Source organism: Rhodococcus koreensis (genome assembly GCF_017068375.1).
GTDB lineage: Bacteria > Actinomycetota > Actinomycetes > Mycobacteriales > Mycobacteriaceae > Rhodococcus_F > Rhodococcus_F koreensis.
On record NZ_CP070609.1, the window covers coordinates 3,983,853 to 4,002,488 of the forward strand.

At 69.6% G+C, this 18,636-nt stretch carries 14 protein-coding genes; 4 read left to right on the forward strand and 10 right to left on the reverse strand.

All coding sequences use genetic code 11. The features are described 5' to 3' along the window. The first annotated feature begins 1 nt into the window (after position 1). The 3 genes from JWS14_RS18320 to JWS14_RS18330 are packed head-to-tail and all read left to right on the forward strand — an operon-like array spanning position 2 to position 2,843. Positions 2–757, forward strand: coding sequence for a (Fe-S)-binding protein (locus JWS14_RS18320; RefSeq protein ID WP_206014003.1), 756 nt, complete (start codon positions 2–4; stop codon positions 755–757). Continuing rightward, positions 754–2,235, forward strand: coding sequence for a LutB/LldF family L-lactate oxidation iron-sulfur protein (locus tag JWS14_RS18325; RefSeq protein WP_095861499.1), 1,482 nt, complete (start codon positions 754–756; stop codon positions 2,233–2,235). The genes JWS14_RS18320 and JWS14_RS18325 overlap by 4 nt, the downstream gene beginning before the upstream one ends. Further along, positions 2,232–2,843, forward strand: a complete 612-nt coding sequence (locus tag JWS14_RS18330) for a LutC/YkgG family protein (protein ID WP_206014004.1) — start codon at positions 2,232–2,234, stop codon at positions 2,841–2,843. Before JWS14_RS18325 ends, JWS14_RS18330 begins: the two co-directional genes overlap by 4 nt. A 116-nt stretch (positions 2,844–2,959) precedes the next feature. Here the strand turns inward: JWS14_RS18330 and JWS14_RS18335 are convergent, their stop codons facing one another. The 3 genes from JWS14_RS18335 to JWS14_RS18345 form a co-directional block, all read right to left on the reverse strand. After that, positions 2,960–4,627: a transposase gene (locus JWS14_RS18335; protein ID WP_420855139.1), complete on the reverse strand. Its 1,668-nt coding sequence runs from the start codon at positions 4,625–4,627 to the stop codon at positions 2,960–2,962. 89 nt (positions 4,628–4,716) lie between these two features. Continuing rightward, on the reverse strand, positions 4,717–5,538 hold the full coding sequence (locus JWS14_RS18340) for an alpha/beta hydrolase (protein ID WP_206014006.1): 822 nt from the start codon (positions 5,536–5,538) through the stop codon (positions 4,717–4,719). Further along, positions 5,535–6,551, reverse strand: coding sequence for a PHP domain-containing protein (locus tag JWS14_RS18345; RefSeq protein WP_072945131.1), 1,017 nt, complete (start codon positions 6,549–6,551; stop codon positions 5,535–5,537). Before JWS14_RS18345 ends, JWS14_RS18340 begins: the two co-directional genes overlap by 4 nt. A 156-nt stretch (positions 6,552–6,707) precedes the next feature. Between JWS14_RS18345 and JWS14_RS18350 the strand changes: the two genes are divergently transcribed. Continuing rightward, on the forward strand, positions 6,708–8,777 hold the full coding sequence (locus JWS14_RS18350) for a PhoX family protein (RefSeq protein ID WP_206014007.1): 2,070 nt from the start codon (positions 6,708–6,710) through the stop codon (positions 8,775–8,777). A 43-nt stretch (positions 8,778–8,820) separates the two neighbouring features. Here the strand turns inward: JWS14_RS18350 and JWS14_RS18355 are convergent, their stop codons facing one another. The 7 genes from JWS14_RS18355 to JWS14_RS18385 form a co-directional block, all read right to left on the reverse strand. Next, complete coding sequence (locus tag JWS14_RS18355) at positions 8,821–9,624, reverse strand: NmrA family NAD(P)-binding protein (protein ID WP_206014008.1); 804 nt, start codon at positions 9,622–9,624, stop codon at positions 8,821–8,823. A gap of 4 nt (positions 9,625–9,628) precedes the next feature. After that, entirely contained in the window at positions 9,629–11,578 is a 1,950-nt protein-coding gene (locus JWS14_RS18360) for a hydantoinase B/oxoprolinase family protein (protein WP_206014009.1), read from the reverse strand. After that, positions 11,575–13,677 carry a hydantoinase/oxoprolinase family protein gene (locus tag JWS14_RS18365; RefSeq protein ID WP_206014010.1) on the reverse strand — a complete coding sequence of 701 codons (2,103 nt, stop codon included), beginning with the start codon at positions 13,675–13,677 and terminating at the stop codon, positions 11,575–11,577. The genes JWS14_RS18360 and JWS14_RS18365 overlap by 4 nt, the downstream gene beginning before the upstream one ends. A gap of 180 nt (positions 13,678–13,857) precedes the next feature. Continuing rightward, complete coding sequence (locus JWS14_RS18370; RefSeq protein WP_072945087.1) at positions 13,858–14,514, reverse strand: SRPBCC family protein; 657 nt, start codon at positions 14,512–14,514, stop codon at positions 13,858–13,860. Then, positions 14,511–17,012, reverse strand: coding sequence for an aerobic carbon-monoxide dehydrogenase large subunit (cutA, locus tag JWS14_RS18375; RefSeq protein WP_206014011.1), 2,502 nt, complete (start codon positions 17,010–17,012; stop codon positions 14,511–14,513). Before cutA ends, JWS14_RS18370 begins: the two co-directional genes overlap by 4 nt. Beyond that, positions 17,009–17,659 (reverse strand): (2Fe-2S)-binding protein, encoded by a 651-nt coding sequence (locus JWS14_RS18380; RefSeq protein WP_083395698.1) that lies wholly within the window; start codon positions 17,657–17,659, stop codon positions 17,009–17,011. The genes cutA and JWS14_RS18380 overlap by 4 nt, the downstream gene beginning before the upstream one ends. Further along, positions 17,656–18,567 carry an FAD binding domain-containing protein gene (locus JWS14_RS18385; protein ID WP_095861493.1) on the reverse strand — a complete coding sequence of 304 codons (912 nt, stop codon included), beginning with the start codon at positions 18,565–18,567 and terminating at the stop codon, positions 17,656–17,658. Before JWS14_RS18385 ends, JWS14_RS18380 begins: the two co-directional genes overlap by 4 nt. Positions 18,568–18,636 lie beyond the last annotated feature (69 nt).

Genomic DNA, 18,636 nt, shown 5'->3' on the forward strand with positions numbered 1-18,636 from the left:
GATGAGAATCGCCCTGTTCGCCACCTGCCTGGCGGATGCCCTGTTCCCCGAATCCGCCACCTCCACGGTCCGCCTGCTCGAGCGGCTCGGCCACGAGGTCGTGTTCCCGCCGAAGCAGACGTGCTGCGGGCAGATGCACGTCAACACCGGCTACCAGGCCGAGGCGCTGCCGCTCGTCCGTCACCACGTGGAGGCGTTCGAGAGCGGACCGTCGTGGGACGTCGCGGTGGCCCCGTCCGGTTCGTGCGTCGGATCCGTCCGGCACCAGCACGCGATGGTCGCCCGCCGGTACGGCGACGAATCGCTCGCGACCCGCGTCGAGGAGATCGCGTCCCGGACGTACGAGCTGTCGGAACTGCTCGTCGACGTCCTCGGCGTCACCGACGTCGGCGCCTACTACCCGCACCGGGTGACGTACCACCCGACGTGCCACTCGCTGCGGATGCTGCGGGTCGCCGACAAACCGCTGCAACTGCTGCGCGCGGTGCGGGGGATGACCCTGATCGAGCTACCCGCGGCCGAATCCTGTTGCGGCTTCGGCGGAACGTTCGCGCTGAAGAACTCCGAGACGTCGACCGCGATGCTCGCCGACAAGATGGGCAACATCCTGAGCACCGGCGCCGAGGTGTGCAGCGCCGGCGACTCGTCCTGCCTGATGCACATCGGCGGCGGGCTGTCCCGGCTGCGCAGCGGGGTCCGCACCGTCCACCTCGCCGAGATCCTGGCGAGCACCGAGAAGATCGGGAGCAACGCATGACCACGTTCCTCGGCTCACCCACCTTCCACGCCGGCACCGGAAACATCCGGGGCACAGAATCTTTCCCCGACGCCGCACGGAAGGCACTCACCGACACCCAGCTGCGCGCCAACCTCGGCGCCGCCACCACTACCATCCGCAACAAACGGATCGCCGCGGTCGCCGAGGTCGACGACTGGGAGGAACTGCGCCGGGCCGGCAGCGCCCTGAAGGCGGACGTGATGGCCCGGCTCCCCGAACTGCTCGTGCAGTTCGAGGAGAACGTCACCGCCCACGGCGGCACCGTCCACTGGGCGCGCGACGCGGAGGAGGCGAACCGGATCATCACCGACCTCGTGCGGGCCACCGGCTCCGACGAGGTGGTGAAGGTCAAGTCGATGGCCACCCAGGAGACGGGCCTGAACGAGCATCTCGAGGAGAACGGGATCGCGGCCATCGAAACCGACCTCGCCGAACTCATCGTCCAACTCGGCGAGGACAAACCGAGCCACATCCTCGTTCCCGCCATCCACCGCAACCGCGCCGAAATCCGCGAGATCTTCCTGAACGCGATGCCGGGCGTCGACAAGGACATCACCGACGACCCCCGCGCGCTGGCGATGGCCGCGCGGGCGCACCTGCGGCGAAAGTTCCTGTCCGCCAAGGTCGCGATCAGCGGCGCGAACTTCGGAATCGCGGAAACCGGGACCCTCGCGGTGGTGGAGTCGGAGGGCAACGGACGGATGTGCCTGACCCTCCCCGACACCCTCATCACGCTCATGGGCATCGAGAAACTGGTCCCCACGTTCACCGACCTCGAGGTGTTCATGCAACTGCTGCCCCGGTCGTCCACCGCCGAGCGGATGAACCCGTACACCTCCATGTGGACCGGGGTGCACCCCGGCGACGGCCCGCAGAACTTCCACGTCGTCCTCCTCGACAACGGTCGCACCAACGTCCTCGCGGACGAGACCGGGCGGGCGGCACTGCACTGCATCCGCTGCAGCGCCTGCCTGAACGTGTGCCCCGTCTACGAGCGGGCGGGCGGGCACGCGTACGGGTCGGTCTACCCCGGGCCGATCGGCGCGATCCTCAGCCCACAACTCACCGGGACCACCGGCCACGACGACCCGAACGCCTCACTGCCCTACGCCTCCACCCTGTGCGGCGCCTGCTTCGACGCCTGCCCGGTCCGCATCGACATCCCCAGCATCCTCGTGCACCTACGCGCGGAACAGGTCGACTCCGAACGGCACGGACTTCCCGGCGGCCAGGACCTCGCGATGAAAGCCGCCGGCTTCGTGATGGGTTCGGAGAAACGGTTCGCCGCCGCCGAGACGGCGGCCAAGGTCGGCCGGGTGCTGGGCGGCCGGTCCGGACGCATCACGTCGCTGCCGTACCCGGCATCGAAATGGACCGCGAGCCGCGACCTGCCCGCCCCGCCGAAGGAAACGTTCCGACAATGGTGGGCCCGCACACACGAGGACACGACACGATGACCGCACGCGCAGAGATACTGTCCCGGATCCGGTCGGCGCTCGCCGACGCGCCGGCCCCCGACCCCGTTCCCCGCGACTACCACCGCGAGCCCGCGTCCGGCCCCGGCGACGTCGAGTTGTTCGCCCACACCGTCGACGACTACCGCGCACAGGTCCACCGCGCCGACGAGACCACCGTCGCCGAGATCGTCACCGGACTGATCGCGGAGGGGAAGCGGGCCGTCGTCCCACCGGACCTGCCGCAGTCGTGGCGGCCGCGACGTGACGTCGTCGTCGACGGCGCCCCCGCCGAACTGTCGACGCTCGAACTCGACGCCATCGACGTGGTCGTCACCGGCTGCACCCTCGGAATCGCGGCCACCGGCACCATCGTGCTCGACGGCGGCGCCGGTCAGGGACGCCGGGCGCTGACGCTGGTCCCGGATCACCACATCTGCATCGTGCGCACCGACCACATCGTCGACACCGTGCCGCAGGCCTTCCAGACCCTCGACGCGACCACACCGCTGACGTTCATCAGCGGTCCCAGCGCCACCAGCGACATCGAACTCAACCGCGTCGAAGGCGTGCACGGTCCCCGGACGCTGGACGTCGTGATCGTGCGCTGACGCCCCCGTGCGCCTTTTTGGTAGCTGGAGGGGATGTTGCGGAATTGAGTGAGGGTGGTGTGGCCCTCTCGTGGCTTGTGGCGGGTGCCGGTGCGGGCGGGGGTGGCCCCGCCTGGTCAGGTGGTGGCCGGGAGGGTGTTTCCTGCGGTCAGGTGGGTGAGGATCTTGCCGATGTTGTGGACCGCGGCGTGGAAGGCCCATTCGCTGCGGGCCCGGTCGAGGCCGCGGCTGGTGAACCGGCGGAATCCGAGGTTGTGTTTGGCGTGCCCGAACACGGTTTCGGCGATGGGTGAGCGTTGGCGGTAGGTGGCGATGCCGGCCTCGGTGCGCAGTCGGTGGGTCATCGCTGCGATCGGATCGGCTTGTGGTGGTGGGGATCCGGTGACCGGGTTCTCGGCCGCCGCGGTTTCGAGGTCACGGGCTTTGCCGGTGGCGATCAACCGGTCCGGGCCCGGGGCGGTCAGATTCTCGCGGGAGCAGTAGCCGGCGTCGAAGAGCATCACCCCGATCAACTCCTCCGGAGCCGGGGCCGGAGCCGGGGCCGGAGCCGGAGCCGGAGCGGGGGCGGGGTTCGGGTTGGTGTGGCGGCGGGTGGTGTCGATCACTTGCGCGGCCTTACCGGCCTTGTCGACCATCTCGGGGAAGTAGTCGTAGTCGGCGGGGCCGGTCCCGACCCCGGTGGCCAGGATCACCCCGTCCACGCTGGTGAAGGCCTGGCAGTTGTAGCCCTGCAGCCAGCCGCCGCCGCGTAGTGGCTGCAGCCGCGAGTCGGGGTCGGTGGTGTTGCGGCGACGCTGCCCGGCGGTGGCATCGCGTGCGGCCTGCTTGCGCAGGGCGGTGTCGAGTTCGGTGCGCCGCCGCCGGACCAGGTGGTGCTCGTCGACCGGTTTCGGGACGAACCCGCCCCGGGCCCCGGACGCGGTGCGCTCCTCGTATCGGTCGAGCACCGCCTGCTGGGCGGTGACCGCCTGGGCCAGTCGCCGCTCGGCGGCGGCGACCTCGGCCCCGACCGGGACCCGGCCCATCACCGTCTGGCCGGCGTCGAGCCGGGCCAGGTAGTGCCGTGACTTCCCGTCCCGCTCGGACTGCTCGGCCCGCTTGTCCGCGTCGAGCTGCGCCAACGCCTCCGCGATCCGCGCCGACCGGGTGCCCGGATCGGCCAACTCCGCCGGCACCTGGCCCGAGCCCGGATCGTCCTCGCCGTAGAGGTCGTCCTCGGCGTCATCGGTGGCCGCGTGCGCCGCCGCGGCGGCCGCGGCGATCCGCGCGGCCTCGGCGGCGGCGGCCTTGCGGAGCCCGGCCTCGGTGCGGTTGGCGTCCTTCGAGGCGTTCGAGGCGATCTTCACCCCGTCCAACGCGATCGTTTCGAGCCGCCCCAACCCCAGCGACGCCGCCAGGATCAGGACCTGCGTGAACAGGTCCTGACAGGCGGTGTGGTTGTCCTTGCGGAACCGGGAGATCGTCACGTGGTCGGGGGTGTCGCCGGCGCAGATCACCCGGTAGGACACCACCTCGGTGCAGGCCCGCTCGATCTGCCGGGAGGACCGCATCCCCCGCGACCACGCCCAGATCAGCAGGGTCACCAGCATGTCCGGGTCGTACCCGGCCCGGCCGGCGCCCCCGGTGCGACGAGAAGCGTGGAACGCCGAGGTGTCGAGGTGCTCGTCGACGATCTCGATCACCGTCCACACCGGATGCGTGGGCGGCACCCACTCCCGCATGTCCGGCGGCAACAGGAACTGCTGATCACGATTCACCGGTCGATATCCCTTGGCCACCAACACATTATCCAGGAACCCCAGGTCAGACCATGGTGACACGCGGACACCCCGACCCGGAATTTTGCAACAGCCCCTGGAACAACCAAAAAGGCTCACGGGGCGCGGAGCGCCCTCGCGGCGAGTTCGGCGGTGGCGCGGACGATCTCCGGGCCGCCGAACATCATGTCGTCGTTGTGCCCCGCGCCGGACAGCACGACGGTGTCGACGTCGCCGAGCGCGGCTTCGGCGACGCGGGCACTCTGCTCCGGCGGGACGATGGTGTCCGCCGTCCCGTAGACCACGGTGACAGGCACGTCGATGCGTGCGACGAACTCGGCGACGGGAAATCGGTCGCGTAGCAGCAACCGAACCGGCAGGAACGGGTAGTGCGCCCTGCCGACGGCGGCGAGGTCGGCGAACGGCGACCGCAGCAGCAGTCCGGCGGGCGGGTGCTCGGTGGCGAGTTCGGTGACGACGCCGGTTCCGAGGCTTTCGCCGAAGTAGAGCAGCCGCCCCGGCGGCACGCGACGTTCGTCGACGAGGTGCCGGCGAGCGGCCCGGACGTCGAGTGCCAGCCCCTCCTCGCTGGGCTGACCGGGGTTGCCGCCGTACCCGCGGTAGTCGAAGAGCAGGGTGGCGAAACCCGCGGCGGCGAGGTCCGAGGCCAGCAGTGCCCGGTCGGCCCGGTTGCCGGCGTTCCCGGCGGCCACGAGGACGGTCATGCGCGGCTCGCCGACCGCGGGCGGGACGTACCAGGCACCGAGTTCGAGGCCGTCCGACGTGGTCAGCGTGACGTCCTCCGCCCCGGCGATCAGCCGGCCGGCGGGGGGCACCGGGGTGGTGTCGGGGTAGTAGATCAGTTTTCGCTGCAGCACCCACGCCGCGGCGATCAGCAGTGCCATCACCGCGGCCGCGATCAGCACGACACGGATCATTGCCGAATCGGCGCGCCGGTCCACTCCAGCAACTCGGCCACGGGCAGGGTGTTGATCACATCCGACGGCTCGACTCCGCGCTCCGCGGCGCGCTCGCAGGCGTAGCCCTGCCAGGCGAGGTGCCCGGTGGTGTGCGCGTCGGTGTCGATGGAGAACTTGCAGCCGCTGTTCAATGCGAGGTCGATCAGGCGTCCCGGCGGGTCGCGGCGCTCGGGTCGGGAGTTGATCTCCACCGCGGTGCCGTACTCGCGGCACGCGTCGAACACCCGTTCCGCGTCGAACTTCGATTCGGGCCGCGGTCCCCGCACCCCCTCGACGAGGCGGCCGGTGCAGTGCCCGAGCACGTCAACGTGCGGAGACTTGACGGCCTGCAGCATCCGCTTGGTCGTCGTCGCCCGGTCGGTGTCCAGATGCGAGTGCACGCTCGCGACCACGATGTCCAGGTCGGCGAGCACGTCGTCGTCCTGGTCGAGGGTGCCGTCGTCGAGGATGTCGACCTCGATTCCGGTGAGCACCCGGAACGGCGCGAGTTCGACGTTCAGTTCGGCGACCACGTTCAACTGGACGAGCAGTTGCTCCGACGACAGCCCGTTCGCGACCGTCAGCCGCGGCGAGTGGTCGGTGATCGCGCAGTAGTCGTGCCCCAGCGCGGCCGCGCGCCGCATCATCTCCCGGAGCTGGCACCGGCCGTCCGACCAATCCGAATGGGTGTGCAGGTCGCCGCGGAGCGCCTCGAGCAGTTCCGTTCCGCCGAGACCGATCGGCTCCGCGGAACCGCGCAGATACGTCAGGTACAGCGGCACCGCATCGGCGCACTCACGGATGATCGCGGCCGCCTCGGAGCCGATGTCGGGCAGATATACCCAGCCGTTCGCCGCCAGGGCTTCCCGCTCCTCGGCGGTCGACGACTCGAGCACATCGGCCGCCCGGCGGAAGGCGCCGATCCTGGGTCCCTCGTCGCGCGAACGCTCGAGCCAGAACGCAATTTCCCGCAGCGCATCGACGGCGTCCATCTATCCATCGTGCACGCCGTCCGGGCTGCTGGCTAGACGTAAATCACTCCAGACTTAGGGTCGCCTCGTTGTCCGCGCGTTCACACCTACGTTCCCTTTCCCTCGCTTACGACTTCTACGGTGCCGGAGTTGTCCGCATTCGAATCGGGAGCCACGGTGAGTTTGAAACCCCTCGCACTGTTCGTCAACCATGACGGCGCGTCCTCACGCGCCTCCGTCACCTGCCAGTACAAGTGCGGAAACGCGTGCTCCCACGACGTGCCCAACACCTCGCACGGCGAGTACTTCCGTGACATCGCCCGCACCGCCCTGTCGCGGCGCGGAATGCTGCGCGGGACGGGGATGGCCGTCCTCGCCGTCGGCGCGGGCAGTGCGCTGGCCGCCTGCTCGGACGACTCCGGCAGCGGAAGTGTCTCCGGCACGGGGGGTTCGGACGGCGCCACACCGGCGGGAACGAACTTCGGTGCCGTCGCCCCCAACACCGAGGACGCCGTCGTCGTCCCCGAGGGGTACGAGCAGGCCGTCGTGATCCGCTGGGGCGACCCAGTGCTGCCCGGGGCCCCCGCATTCGACTTCGACAACCAGACCGCCCAGGCGCAGGCGCAGCAGTTCGGGTTCAACAACGACTTCGCCGGACTGCTGCCGGTCGAGGGGCAGCCGAACACCTTCCTGCTGGTGGTCAACCACGAGTACACCACCGAGCCGTTCATGTTCAAGGGATACGACGCCGAGAACCCGTCGCCGGAGCAGTTCCAGACGGCGCTCGCCGCCCACGGACTGTCCGTGGTGCAGGTGAAGGGTGAATCCGGCTCGGGCGCGCTCACTCCCGACTTCGGGCCGTACAACCGGCGCATCACGGCGACGACGGAATTCGTCGTCACCGGTCCCGCCGCGGGCAGCGACTTCCTGAAGACGTCCGCGGACCCGACGGGCACCAAGGTGCTCGGCACGCTCAACAACTGTTCCGGCGGCGTCACCCCGTGGGGCACGGTGCTGTCGGGGGAGGAGAACTTCAACCAGTACTTCGCGAACGCCGAACTGGTCACCGACCCCACCGTCGCCCCGCGACTGAAGCGGTACGGCGTGGAAGGTGCTGCATCCGAACGCAAGTGGGAGCGATTCGACAAGCGTTTCGACCTCGCCCAGGAGCCGAACGAGGTCAACCGCTTCGGCTGGGTCGTCGAGGTCAACCCGTGGGACGCGACGTCCGCGCCCGTCAAGCACACGGCGCTGGGCCGGTTCAAGCACGAGGCCGCCACCATCCACGTCACCGACGACGGCACCGTCGTGGCGTACAGCGGCGACGACGAACGCTTCGACTACATGTACAAGTTCGTCTCCAGCCGGAAGATGATGGACGGCAACAGCCAGGCCGCCGTCCGCAACAACATGACGCTGCTCGACGCGGGCACCCTGTACGTCGCGAAGTTCGCCGGCAACTCCGCGGACGAGATCGACGGGTCGGGGGCGCTGCCGACGAGCGGCACGTTCGACGGCACCGGGGAGTGGATCCCGCTGCTGCGCACCGGTGAGGACGGCCGGGGCGAGTCACTCGTCGACGGCATGAGCGCCGAGGAGGTGGCGGTGTTCACCCGTCAGGCCGGCGACAAGGTCGGTGCCACCAAGATGGACCGCCCCGAGGACTTCGAGCCCAGCCCGACAACCGGCAAGGTGTACGTGGCGCTGACCAACAACACCAAGCGCGGCGTCGACGGCGCCGCGGCCGCCGACGGGGCCAACCCGCGGAACAACAACAAGAACGGCCAGGTCCTCGAACTGACCGACGACCACGCCGGCACCGCGTTCACGTGGAATCTGCTGCTCGTGTGCGGCGACCCGACGGCGGCCGACACCTACTTCGGCGGGTTCGACAAGGAGAGCGTCAGCCCGATCTCCTGCCCCGACAACCTGGCGTTCGACCCGCACGGCAACCTGTGGATCTCCACCGACGGCAACGCGCTGAAGTCGAACGACGGCCTGTTCAGCGTCGTCCTCGACGGCGCGAACCGCGGGGAGACCAAGCAGTTCCTCTCCGTGCCCAAGGGCGCCGAGACGTGCGGTCCGATCGTCAGCGAGGAGCGGGTCACGGTGTGCGTGCAGCACCCGGGTGAACTGGACGACGCGAGCGCCGACAACCCGGCGTCGCACTGGCCCGACGGCGGCGATATGCAGCCGCGTCCCGCCGTCGTGGCGGTGTGGAAGTCGGGCGGCCGGATCGGCGTCTGACCCCATGTGAGTGGCAAAGTGTGCCCCCGGCACGCTTTGCCGCTCACCTGGGTGGGCGGCCCAGCAGCGACTCGAACACGGCATTGCCCGCGGTGAAGCCGTGCCGGTCGTAGAACTCGAACATCGCGGACAACCGGGCGCGACCGTCGTCCGTCAGGTCGCGCCCGTGCCGCGACATCCACTCGTCGACGGACACCTGCTTCACCGACACCGGACCGGCCGCCCGGTCGCACAGTTCCCGCACGGTGAGGGCCTCCGGGCCACCGAGTTCGTAGGTGGCGCCGTGGTGGATGTCCGGGCCCTCCATCAGCACTCGCGCCGCCACCTCGGCGACGTCCGCGAGTGCGACGAACGAGAACCTCGCGTCGGGGCTGTACGGCACGTCGACCTCGGTGGCCGTGCCGTCGAGGACCGACGCGAAGTTCTCCGCGTACGCGCACGGCTGCAGAATCGTCCACCGGAGCCCGCCGAACGTCCGGAGCATGTCCTCGCACCGCGCCTTGTCGACGTGGTGCGGCATCGCCGGGGTGTAGGGCCACGCGACCGAGTGGTAGACGAAATGCTCGACGCCCGCGTCGGCGGCGGCCGTGAGAACCCGGCGCACGAGGGCCGGCTCGTCGGGATGCACATTCGGGGCGATGAAGTACACGCCCCGGCACCCCGACAGCGCGTCGGCCAGTCCCGCACCGGTCTCGAGGTCGACGGCGAAATCGCCGGAACGCCGGGCGGTGTGCACCACCCGGCGTACGTCGGCGAGTCCCTCGAGCGCCGCGACGACGGCGGCTCCGGTCTTCCCCGCGGCGCCGACGACGGCGATGCCGGCGCCGCGGGAGAGTGACTCGGTCATCGGATCACCGGTCGATGAAGTCGAACTCGGCGAACTTCGCACCGCCGGAGAGGCGTTCGTAACCGGGACCGCGGTCGAAGAACGGCTCGTCCAGTCCGCGGCTGTCGCGCATCTGCTCGCGCAGCGCCTCGGTGGCGTCGACGTCCGCGACCGGTTCCTCGGTCGACGACGTCAGCACCACACCGTAGTCGGCGCGGGCACCCTCCGCGGACACCTTGCCCCACAGCACGTCCCGGACGACTTCCTCGATGGGACGGTCGAGGGGGTCGCCCCAGCCGCCGCCGCCGGTGGTGCGGATGCGCACCACCTCGCCGGCCTTGATCGGTTCGGCGTCGGTGAGCGCGTCGAACTCGCGCTCGTTCGGGCCGCCCGGGTCGAGGACCACCGAGAACGGCCGTCCGGCCTTGCCGCCCTTGACTCCCCAGCAGGAGAGGATCGAGCGGTCGGCGATGGACATGAAGTTGGCGTCCTTGAGCATCCGGATGTGCTTCTCGTAGCCCAGGCCGCCGCGGTAGCGTCCGGCGCCGCCGGAGTCCTTCGCCAGGCCGAGCTTCTCGACGATGAACGGGAACCGGCTCTCGGTGAACTCGGTCGGCAGGTTCCGCGAGTCGGGAACGACGTGGATGGTGTCCTCGCCGTCCGCGTAGTGCCTGCCGCCGGACCCGCCGCCGAGCACCTCGCGCATCAGGTACGAGTGCCCGTCGAAGTCCTCGCCGTACACCCCGGTGTAGCGGATGGTCTCCTGGTCGGCGGGCATGTTCCCGTCGACGGCCTTCGCGACGACGCCGGCGAGCACGCCGAGCAGCCGCAGGATCACGAACGTCCGGGCGTTGGTGGGCGCCGGGAAGATCGGCGTGATCAGCGTGCCCTTCTCCGGGAACTTCATCTCGATCAACGGCACGACGCCCTCGTTGACGTCGAGTTCCGCCATCCGCTCGGGACTGTCGGCGAGGTTGCGCAGGATCGGTGCGAGCCACTTGATGAGGAAGTTGCCGTCGGCGTAGTCACCGCAGTGGTTGATGGGACCCTTGGCCTGCGGGCCGGTGCCGTTGAAGTCGAGGATGAGGCGTTCGCCGCCCTCGTCCTCCGGGCCGGTCTTGGTGAGCGTGATCCGCTGGCGGTGCAGCATGGGCTCGTCGACGCCGTCGTGTTCGGCGTAGTCCTCCCACGTGTATTCGCCCTTGGGGATCTTGCTGAGGATCTCCCGCCGGTACGTCTCGGTGGTCGCGTCCATCATCGCGTCGAAGCAGGCCTCGACGGTGTCGCAGCCGTACCGCTCGAACAGCTCGGTGAGGCGACGGGCGCCCATGAGGCACGCCGAGCATTCGGCGTCCAGGTCGGCGGCCAGCGCGTCGGGCATCCGCGAGTTGCGGGTCATGATGCGCAGTGCGGCCTCGTTGGGCACACCCTGATCCCACAGCTTGATCGGCGGGACCATCAGGCCCTCCTCGTACACCGTGGTCGCGCCGGACGGCATCGATCCCGGGCAGCAGCCGCCGATGTCGTCGTGGTGGCCGAACGCCTGCACGAACGCGACGACGGACGGTTCCTCCTCGCCCGGCCGGGTCGCGAACACCGGGACGGTGACGCAGAGGTCGGGGAGGTGGCCGATGCCGCCTTCGGACAGGTAGACGTCGTTGTGGAAGTAGACGTCGCCGGGCTTCATGGTGTCGAGCGGGAAGTCCCGCGCCACCGGATGCACGAGCGCCGAATACGAACGGCCGGTGAGCTTCCGGAGGTTGCGGTCGTGGATGCCGGCGCGGAAGTCGTGCGCGTCGCGGATCATCGGGGAGCGGGAGGTCCGCGAGATCGACGTCTCGACCTCCATCTCGACGCTGGCGAGGTAGCCGGCGACGATCTCCACCAGCACCGGGTCGGGCGTCGTACCGTCGACCGGTGTCAGCCGGTAGGGCTTGACCGGCTGCACTGCAACGGGTTCGGTGGTGACGGTCATCGGTTCGCTCCGTTCGAGTCGGCGATCTTGGTGATGCGGATGTTTCCGAAGGTGTCGATCCGTGCCCGGAATCCGGGGTGCACGGGAATGGTGGAGCTGAATTCCTCGATCACCGCCGGGCCCTCGAGCACGTCGCCGGCGCCGAGCTTGGCCCGGTCGTAGACCTGGGTGGTGACCCATTCGTCGAAGTACGCCGGGCGGGTGCCGGTCACGGCGGACTCCGCTCCCGTGCCCGCCGCGATCTCGTTCAGCGTCGGGCGCTTGATCGGGCCGATGCCGCTGACGCGCAGGTTCACCCACTCCACGTGCTGATGCGGGTCGCCGCGGAAGTCGTACCCGTACAGCTCCTTGTGCGCCTGGTGGAACCGCTCCGCGGCCTCGTCCATCAGCTCCGGGGTGACGGGACCGTCCCCGACGGGCACCCGCACCTCGAACGCCTGGCCGAGGTAGCGCAGGTCGGCCGAACGCGCGTACTTGCGCTCTGCCTCGCCGAAGCCCTCGTCGGCGAGTGCGATTTCCGCCTCGGCGGCGAGCGCGTCCAGCCCCGACTGCAGTTCGGCGATCTCCAGCCGGTCGTGCCGGCAGACGTGGGTCTGCACGTAGTCGTTGCGGACGTCGACGGTGAGCAGTCCGAACGCGGACACGTTGCCCGGGTTCAGCGGGACGAGGACGTCCTTGAGACCGAGGATGTCGACGAGCCGGCAGGCGAGCAGCGACCCGGAGCCGCCGAACGTCACCAGGGTGAAGTCGCGGACGTCGAGGCCCCGCTTGACCGTGATCTGCCGCAGTGCGTTGGCCTGGTTCCACGCCGACACCTCGAGGATGCCGGTGGCGCAGGCCTCGAAGTCGAGCTTCAGCTGGTGTGCGAGCTGCTCGACGCCCTTGCGGGCCAGTTCGGTGTCGAGGGGGATCTCGCCGCCGAGCAGGTGGGGTGGGATGCGGCCGAGCAGTACGTGGGCGTCGGTGATGGTCGGCTCGCTGCCGCCCTTGCCGTAGCAGAGCGGGCCGGGGTCGGCGCCCGCCGACTGCGGTCCGACGCGCAGCGTGCCTTCGGGGGTCTGCCAGGCGATGGAGCCGCCGCCTGCGCCGACGGTGACGACGTCGATCATCGGGATCTTCGACGGGTACGCCCCGACCCGGCCCTCGGTGGTGAGCGCGGGCTCGCCGCGGACCACGACGGTGACGTCGGTCGACGTTCCGCCGCCGTCGCACGTGAGGACCTGCTCGACACCCGCGACGCTGGCGATGAGCGCCGCACCGAGCGCGCCGGCCGCCGGGCCGGACAGCACGGTCGTGATGGGCTGGTGCACGACCTCCTTCGCGGACAGCACGCCGCCGTTCGACTTCATCACGTAGAACGGGATGTCGCGGGCCTCGCCCTCGTCGGAGGAGAATTCGCGCAGCCGGTTCGCGATGTTGTTCACGTAGTTGCGGATGTTCGGCTTCACGGCCGCGTCGACGAGCGTGGTGATGGACCGCTCGTATTCGCGGTACTCGCGCAGCACCTGGCTGGAGATGCTCACCGTCGCCTCGGGGTATTCCTCGAGCAGAAGATCCCGGACGCGGTTCTCGTGGCTCGGGTTGGCGTAGGAGTGCATCAGGCACACGCCGATGGTGCGGATGCCGCGGTCGGCGAAGAAGCGGGCCGCCTGGCGGACGTCGTCCTCGACGAGGGGGCGGATCTCGCTGCCGTCGAACGCGAGCCGGCCGCCGATGGTGCGGACGCGGTCGGCGGGGACGATGCGGTCGGGCTTGACCCAGAAGTAGGAGTTGCCGTAGCCGTCGGGGACGGACTGGCGGGCGATCTCGAGGACGTGCTCGTACCCCTCGGTGGTGATGAACCCGAGGTTCTCGACCTTGCCTTCGAGGAGCTTGTTGGTGGCGACGGTGGTGCCGTGGCTGACGGCGCCGATCGCGTCGCCGGTCTCGCCGAGCTTGGCGAGCACCTTCTCGATTCCGGTGAGGAATCCCTGCGCCGGGTCGGCAGGCGTCGAGGGTGTCTTGGTGGTGACGACGGCTCCGGACTCCTCGTCCACAGCCACGACGTCGGTGAATGTTCCGCCGGTGTCGATACCGACCCGAATCTTCCTGGATTCCACGATTCCTCCTGGGCTCGTCTCTGTAAGGCAATTGCACCGTTTCCGCCGCCCGGTTTCTTTGTCACATATCGCCGAACTCGGCGGTCCTCGTTCGGCGCTGCCCGCGCGGCCGCACCCCTGGACAGACGACAGCACCCCGAACCGGGCGGTTCGGGGTGCTGTGTCGAGGGTGTGCGCGGGTTATTTCGAGCAGGTGCCCCGCACGAGGATGCCGCCGACGAGGACACCGGCGAGGGCGATGCCGGCGCCCAGTGCGGCCGACGCGAGAACAGTTGCCGTGGACGCCGCCTCGGGCGCCCGCAGCCGGGCCGCGGCCGCCGTGGGGACCGGGGCTGCCTGCGCGACACCCGCGACCGCCGGGGCCTCACCCGCCGCGGCGGCGACCTCGGCCGGTGGGATGCCGTTGGCGATGACGCCGTCGATGCCCTTGAAGAACACCCCGGCCATCTTCTTCGCGACGCCGGTGATCATCCGCTGCCCGACGCCGCCGACCATGCCGCCGACGACGGCGTCCGCGTCGTAGCTGAGCAGGGTGCCGCCGTCGCGTTCCTCGAGCCGCACCGTCACGTCGGCCTTGACGGTGCCGGGCGCACCGGCTCCGGACGCCGTCATCACGAACGACTGGGGCCGATTCTGCTGCGACAGAATCACTTCGCCGTCATAGGTGCCCTTGATGGATGCGACGCCCGCGGTGATGGACAACTTGTAATGGTTGTCGCTGACCTGCTCGAGGGACTGCACCCCGGGAATGGTGGCCGCGAGGACCTTTCCGTCCTGCAGGTTGTCGTACACGGCCTCCGGCGGTGCGGTCAGTAGGGCGGTGCCTGCGATTCTCATTCGTTCTCCTTGCTCTGTGACGACGCGTGCGCGAGGCGAAGCTCGAACAACTCCGAAGGGGATATCGGCATGGATGTGATCGGGATGCCTTCCGCGTCCTCGATCGCGGCGGCGATGACGGCGGACGTCGGAATCACGCCCGCCTCGCCCGCACCCTTCATACCGAGGGGATTGAGGCCGGATGGGGTGACGGTGTGGTCCATCTCGAGCGAGTCGGGCATCTCGGTGACGAACGGCATCAGGAAGTCCATGTACGACGCGTTCAGCATCTGGCCGTGCTCGTCGTAGACGATCTTCTCGTACAGCGCGCCGCCGACCCCCTGCGCGACCGCGCCCATGACCTGGCCCTCGACGATCCGCGGGTTGATGACGTTGCCGCAGTCGTGGATGACGGCGTACCGCCGGACGTGGATTTCCGCCGTCACCGGATCGGTTTCGACGATCGCCGCGTGCACGCCGGACGCGAACGTCGACGTCGGGGGCGAGTAGTAGCCGGTGGCCTCGAGCCCGGGTTGTTCACCTTCCCGGACCGGCGGAATCGTCATGTCCGTGTCGGCTTTCGCGAATCCGGTGGCCTGCCGCGACGCGTCGTCGAACGCGTAGCGCAGCGGGTTCGACAGCACGGCGACCACGCCCAGCGAGATGGAGGTGCCCTCGGCGCCGGGCAGCGTGCCGATCTTGCACACGTGCCCACCGCGAAGTTCCAGTTCGGCGGGATCGAGGTTCAGCGCGTCCCCGGCGATCTTGCGGGCCTTCTCCGCGACCATCTGCGCGGCCACGTGGAACGCCGACCCGGACATCACGGCGCCGCGGGACGCGAACGTGCCGACGGCATAGCCGAATCGGCGGGTGTCGCCGGTGACGATCTCCACGTCGGTGACCGGCACGCCGAGGTCGTCCGCGACGATCTGCGCGAACGCCGTCTGGTGGCCCTGCCCCTGAGTGGTCAGACCCGTTGCGGCCTTCACCTTCCCGGACGTTTCGACGAGGACGTGGGCGCCCTCGTACGGGCCCGGCCCGGTTCCCTCCACGTAGGCGCCGATCCCGATGCCCACGGCCCGGCCCTCGGCCTTCGCCTGCTTCTTGTACTCGGCGAACCCGTCCCAGTCGATGAGCTTCTTCAGCTTGTCGATCCCGGCCTGGTAGTCGCCGGTGTCGTAGATCAGCGGGCGGCCGTCCTGGAACGTGAGATGGAAGTCGTACGGCATCTCCTCGGGCCGGATGAAGTTGTGCTCGCGGACCTCGATGACGTCCTTGCCGAGATACTTCGCGATCGCGTCCATCGCCCGTTCCATCGCGAACACGGCCTGCGGGCGCCCGGCGCCGCGGTAGGGCGTCACGATGACGGTGTTCGTGTACAGCGAATACGCGTCCACCCGGAACGACTTCGGCTTGTACGGCCCGAGCACCTGCGTCGACGTGTTCAGCATGACGATGATGCCGTACGGCAGGTAGGCGCCGTTGTCGTGCCAGAACGTGAAGTCGAACGCGAGGAGGGTGCCGTCGTCGTCGAATCCGACCGTCACCTCCTGGATCTGGCCGCGTTCGTGCGCGCTCGACACGAAGTGCTCGCGCCGGTCCTCGACCCATTTGACCTCGCTCGAGATGCCCGCCGTCCCGAGCCGCCGCGCGGCCCAGGTGACCATGACCTCCTCCGGCCACGGGTGGACGATCTTGACACCGAAGCCGCCACCGACGTCGGGGGCGATGCAGTGGACCTTGTTGTGCGCCATCTTCAGCCGGGCCGCGATCGCGGCACGCGCCGACGTCGACGTCTGAGTCGACGTCCAGAACGTGAGCGCCTGCTCGTCGGTGTCCCAGCGCGCGTAGACGCCCTTGCCCTCCATCGGCATCGCCGCCGACCGCTCGATCTCGAGGTTCAGCGTGAGCCGGTGCGGTGCGTTCGCCAGTTCCGCGTCCACGTCGCCGAATCCGTGCTGCAGGTGCGCCGCGACGTTGTCGGGGACGTCCGCGTGCACGGCGTTGTCCGCCTGCCGTGCCACGTCGATACCCACGACCGGCGGGAGCATTTCGTACGTGACGTCGATCTTGGCGCACGCGTCCTCGGCGATGTACCGGCTGTCGGCGACGACCATCGCGATCGCCTCACCGACGTGGTTGACCTCGTCCTTGGCGAGCGGATACCCGTTGCGCGGGGCGGTGATCGCCGGGTGCGGGATCAGGAGGGGCAGGTTCTCGGCCATCTCCGGGGAGTCGTCCGCGAGGTCGTCGTACGTGTAGATCGCGTGCACGCCGGGCAGATCCAGGGCGGCGTCGATGTCGATGCCGGTGATCCGGGCGTGCGCGTGCGGTGACCGGACGAACGCGGCGATGAGCGCGTTGTGGCCCAGGTCGTCGAGGTAGCGGCCGTTGCCGGACAGCAGACGGGCGTCCTCGGTGCGGGGAATCGGTTTGCCGAACAGCTTCTCGGATTCGGCGGTGTCCCGTCCGGTGCGCTTCGTGCCTGCCGGCGCGGTGCGGGGTTTCGTGACGCTCATGCTCTCCCTGCCCTTCCCCCGACGGGGTTGGTGGTGCCGCGGACCTTCGGATCGAGTGACGCGCGGGCCGACTCGTCGTCCTTGCCGAGCGGGAATTCGCCCGAACGCTCCCGCTTGATCTCCGCGGCGCGCAGCACGGCCGCCCGGATGTTCTGGTAGCCGGTGCACCGGCAGAGGTTGCCGGCGATCGCGTCGGTGGCTTCCTCGCGGGTGGGCGAGTCGTTCTCCTCGAGGAACGCAGCGATGGTCGTGACGAACCCGGGAGTGCAGAACCCGCACTGCAGGCCGTGGCAGTCGATGAACGCCTGCTGCACCGGATGCAGCGTGCCGTCGGGTTCGACGAGACCCTCGACGGTGGTGACCTCCCGGCCCTCGAGGCTCGCGGCGAGCACCAGGCACGACCGCACCGGCTTGCCGTCGAGCAGCACGGTGCAGGCGCCGCACACGCCGTGCTCGCAGCCGACGTGGGTTCCCGTCTGGCGCAGATGGTGCCGGATCGCGTCGGACGCGAGCGTCCGCGACGGCAGCAGCACCGTCTGCGTCACCGCGTTGAGCGTGAACGTCACCGCGACGTGCTGTTCGCCCGTCTCCTCCTGTAGCTCGGCGAGTTGCTCGTCGATGCTGGTCGTTGCCTTTGCCATGGTCATCTTCCTCCCGCCGACGCGTGCACGGCGGCACCGTCGAGCACTGCATCCTGCGCGGCCGCGAACCCGACCCGTGCGGTCAGCGCCGCCACCAGTTGCGACCGGTACCGCGCCGTGGCGTGGATGTCGGGTTCGGTGTCGATCCGTTCCCGCGCGAACTCGGACAGATTCCGCCACAACGGGTCCCGGTCGTCCGTCGCGGACGCGCCCTGGAGGATGTCCGTGTAGTCGACGACCTCACCGAGTTCGCCGGCCGACACGTACGTCATCCGGGCCTCGGCCACGACGCCGTCCTCGACCCGCACCTGCGCCGCGACCCCGACGAGTGCGTAGTCGCCGTGTCTGCGGGCGATCTCGTCGATCGCCGTCCCGACACCGGGCTCGGCGGCCGGGACGGTGACACTGGTCGCGATCTCGTCCGCCTCGAGGGTGCTTTCGAGCGGCCCGGCGAACAGGTCGGTCGACCGGATCTCCCGGACCCCGCGCACCGAGCGCACGGTGATCGAGCCCCCGAGCAGCGCGAGCACGGCCGGCATCTCGGCGGACGGGTCGGCGTGCACGATGGACCCGACCGTCGTGCCGCGGTTGCGGATGGTCGGGTGCGCGACGAGACGCAGCCCGCGGCCGATCAGCGGCTGCACCTGGGCGGCGCCGCGGTCGGCTTCGAGCACCGAATGCGTGGTCAGGGCGTCGAACGTGACACCGAGGTCGCGTGACGACGACACCGCGTCCAGCCGGGGGATCGACCCGATGTCGACGAGGTGCGCCGGCGCGGCCAGCCGCATCGAGAGCAACGGGATCAGCGACTGCCCGCCCGCGAGCACCTTTCCCTCGTGAGCCACGTCCGCGAGGATCTGACAGGCCTCGTCGATCGACCGAGGTCGGTGATAAGTCAGTGGCGACGGTTTCATTCCTCAGATCCTGCCCGTATCGTACGCTCGACGTTTCGTGAACTAGTGACAAACCTCACGTGCTGACGC

Coding starts and splice junctions, on each gene's coding strand:
- JWS14_RS18385 (WP_095861493.1), bottom strand. CDS start 18,567: ATGAAACCGTCGCCACTGACTTATCACCGACCTCGGTCGATCGACGAG.
- JWS14_RS18320 (WP_206014003.1), top strand. CDS start 2: ATGAGAATCGCCCTGTTCGCCACCTGCCTGGCGGATGCCCTGTTCCCC.
- cutA (WP_206014011.1), bottom strand. CDS start 17,012: ATGAGCGTCACGAAACCCCGCACCGCGCCGGCAGGCACGAAGCGCACC.
- JWS14_RS18360 (WP_206014009.1), bottom strand. CDS start 11,578: ATGACCGTCACCACCGAACCCGTTGCAGTGCAGCCGGTCAAGCCCTAC.
- JWS14_RS18345 (WP_072945131.1), bottom strand. CDS start 6,551: ATGGACGCCGTCGATGCGCTGCGGGAAATTGCGTTCTGGCTCGAGCGT.
- JWS14_RS18355 (WP_206014008.1), bottom strand. CDS start 9,624: ATGACCGAGTCACTCTCCCGCGGCGCCGGCATCGCCGTCGTCGGCGCC.
- JWS14_RS18340 (WP_206014006.1), bottom strand. CDS start 5,538: ATGATCCGTGTCGTGCTGATCGCGGCCGCGGTGATGGCACTGCTGATC.
- JWS14_RS18370 (WP_072945087.1), bottom strand. CDS start 14,514: ATGAGAATCGCAGGCACCGCCCTACTGACCGCACCGCCGGAGGCCGTG.
- JWS14_RS18325 (WP_095861499.1), top strand. CDS start 754: ATGACCACGTTCCTCGGCTCACCCACCTTCCACGCCGGCACCGGAAAC.
- JWS14_RS18380 (WP_083395698.1), bottom strand. CDS start 17,659: ATGACCATGGCAAAGGCAACGACCAGCATCGACGAGCAACTCGCCGAG.
- JWS14_RS18330 (WP_206014004.1), top strand. CDS start 2,232: ATGACCGCACGCGCAGAGATACTGTCCCGGATCCGGTCGGCGCTCGCC.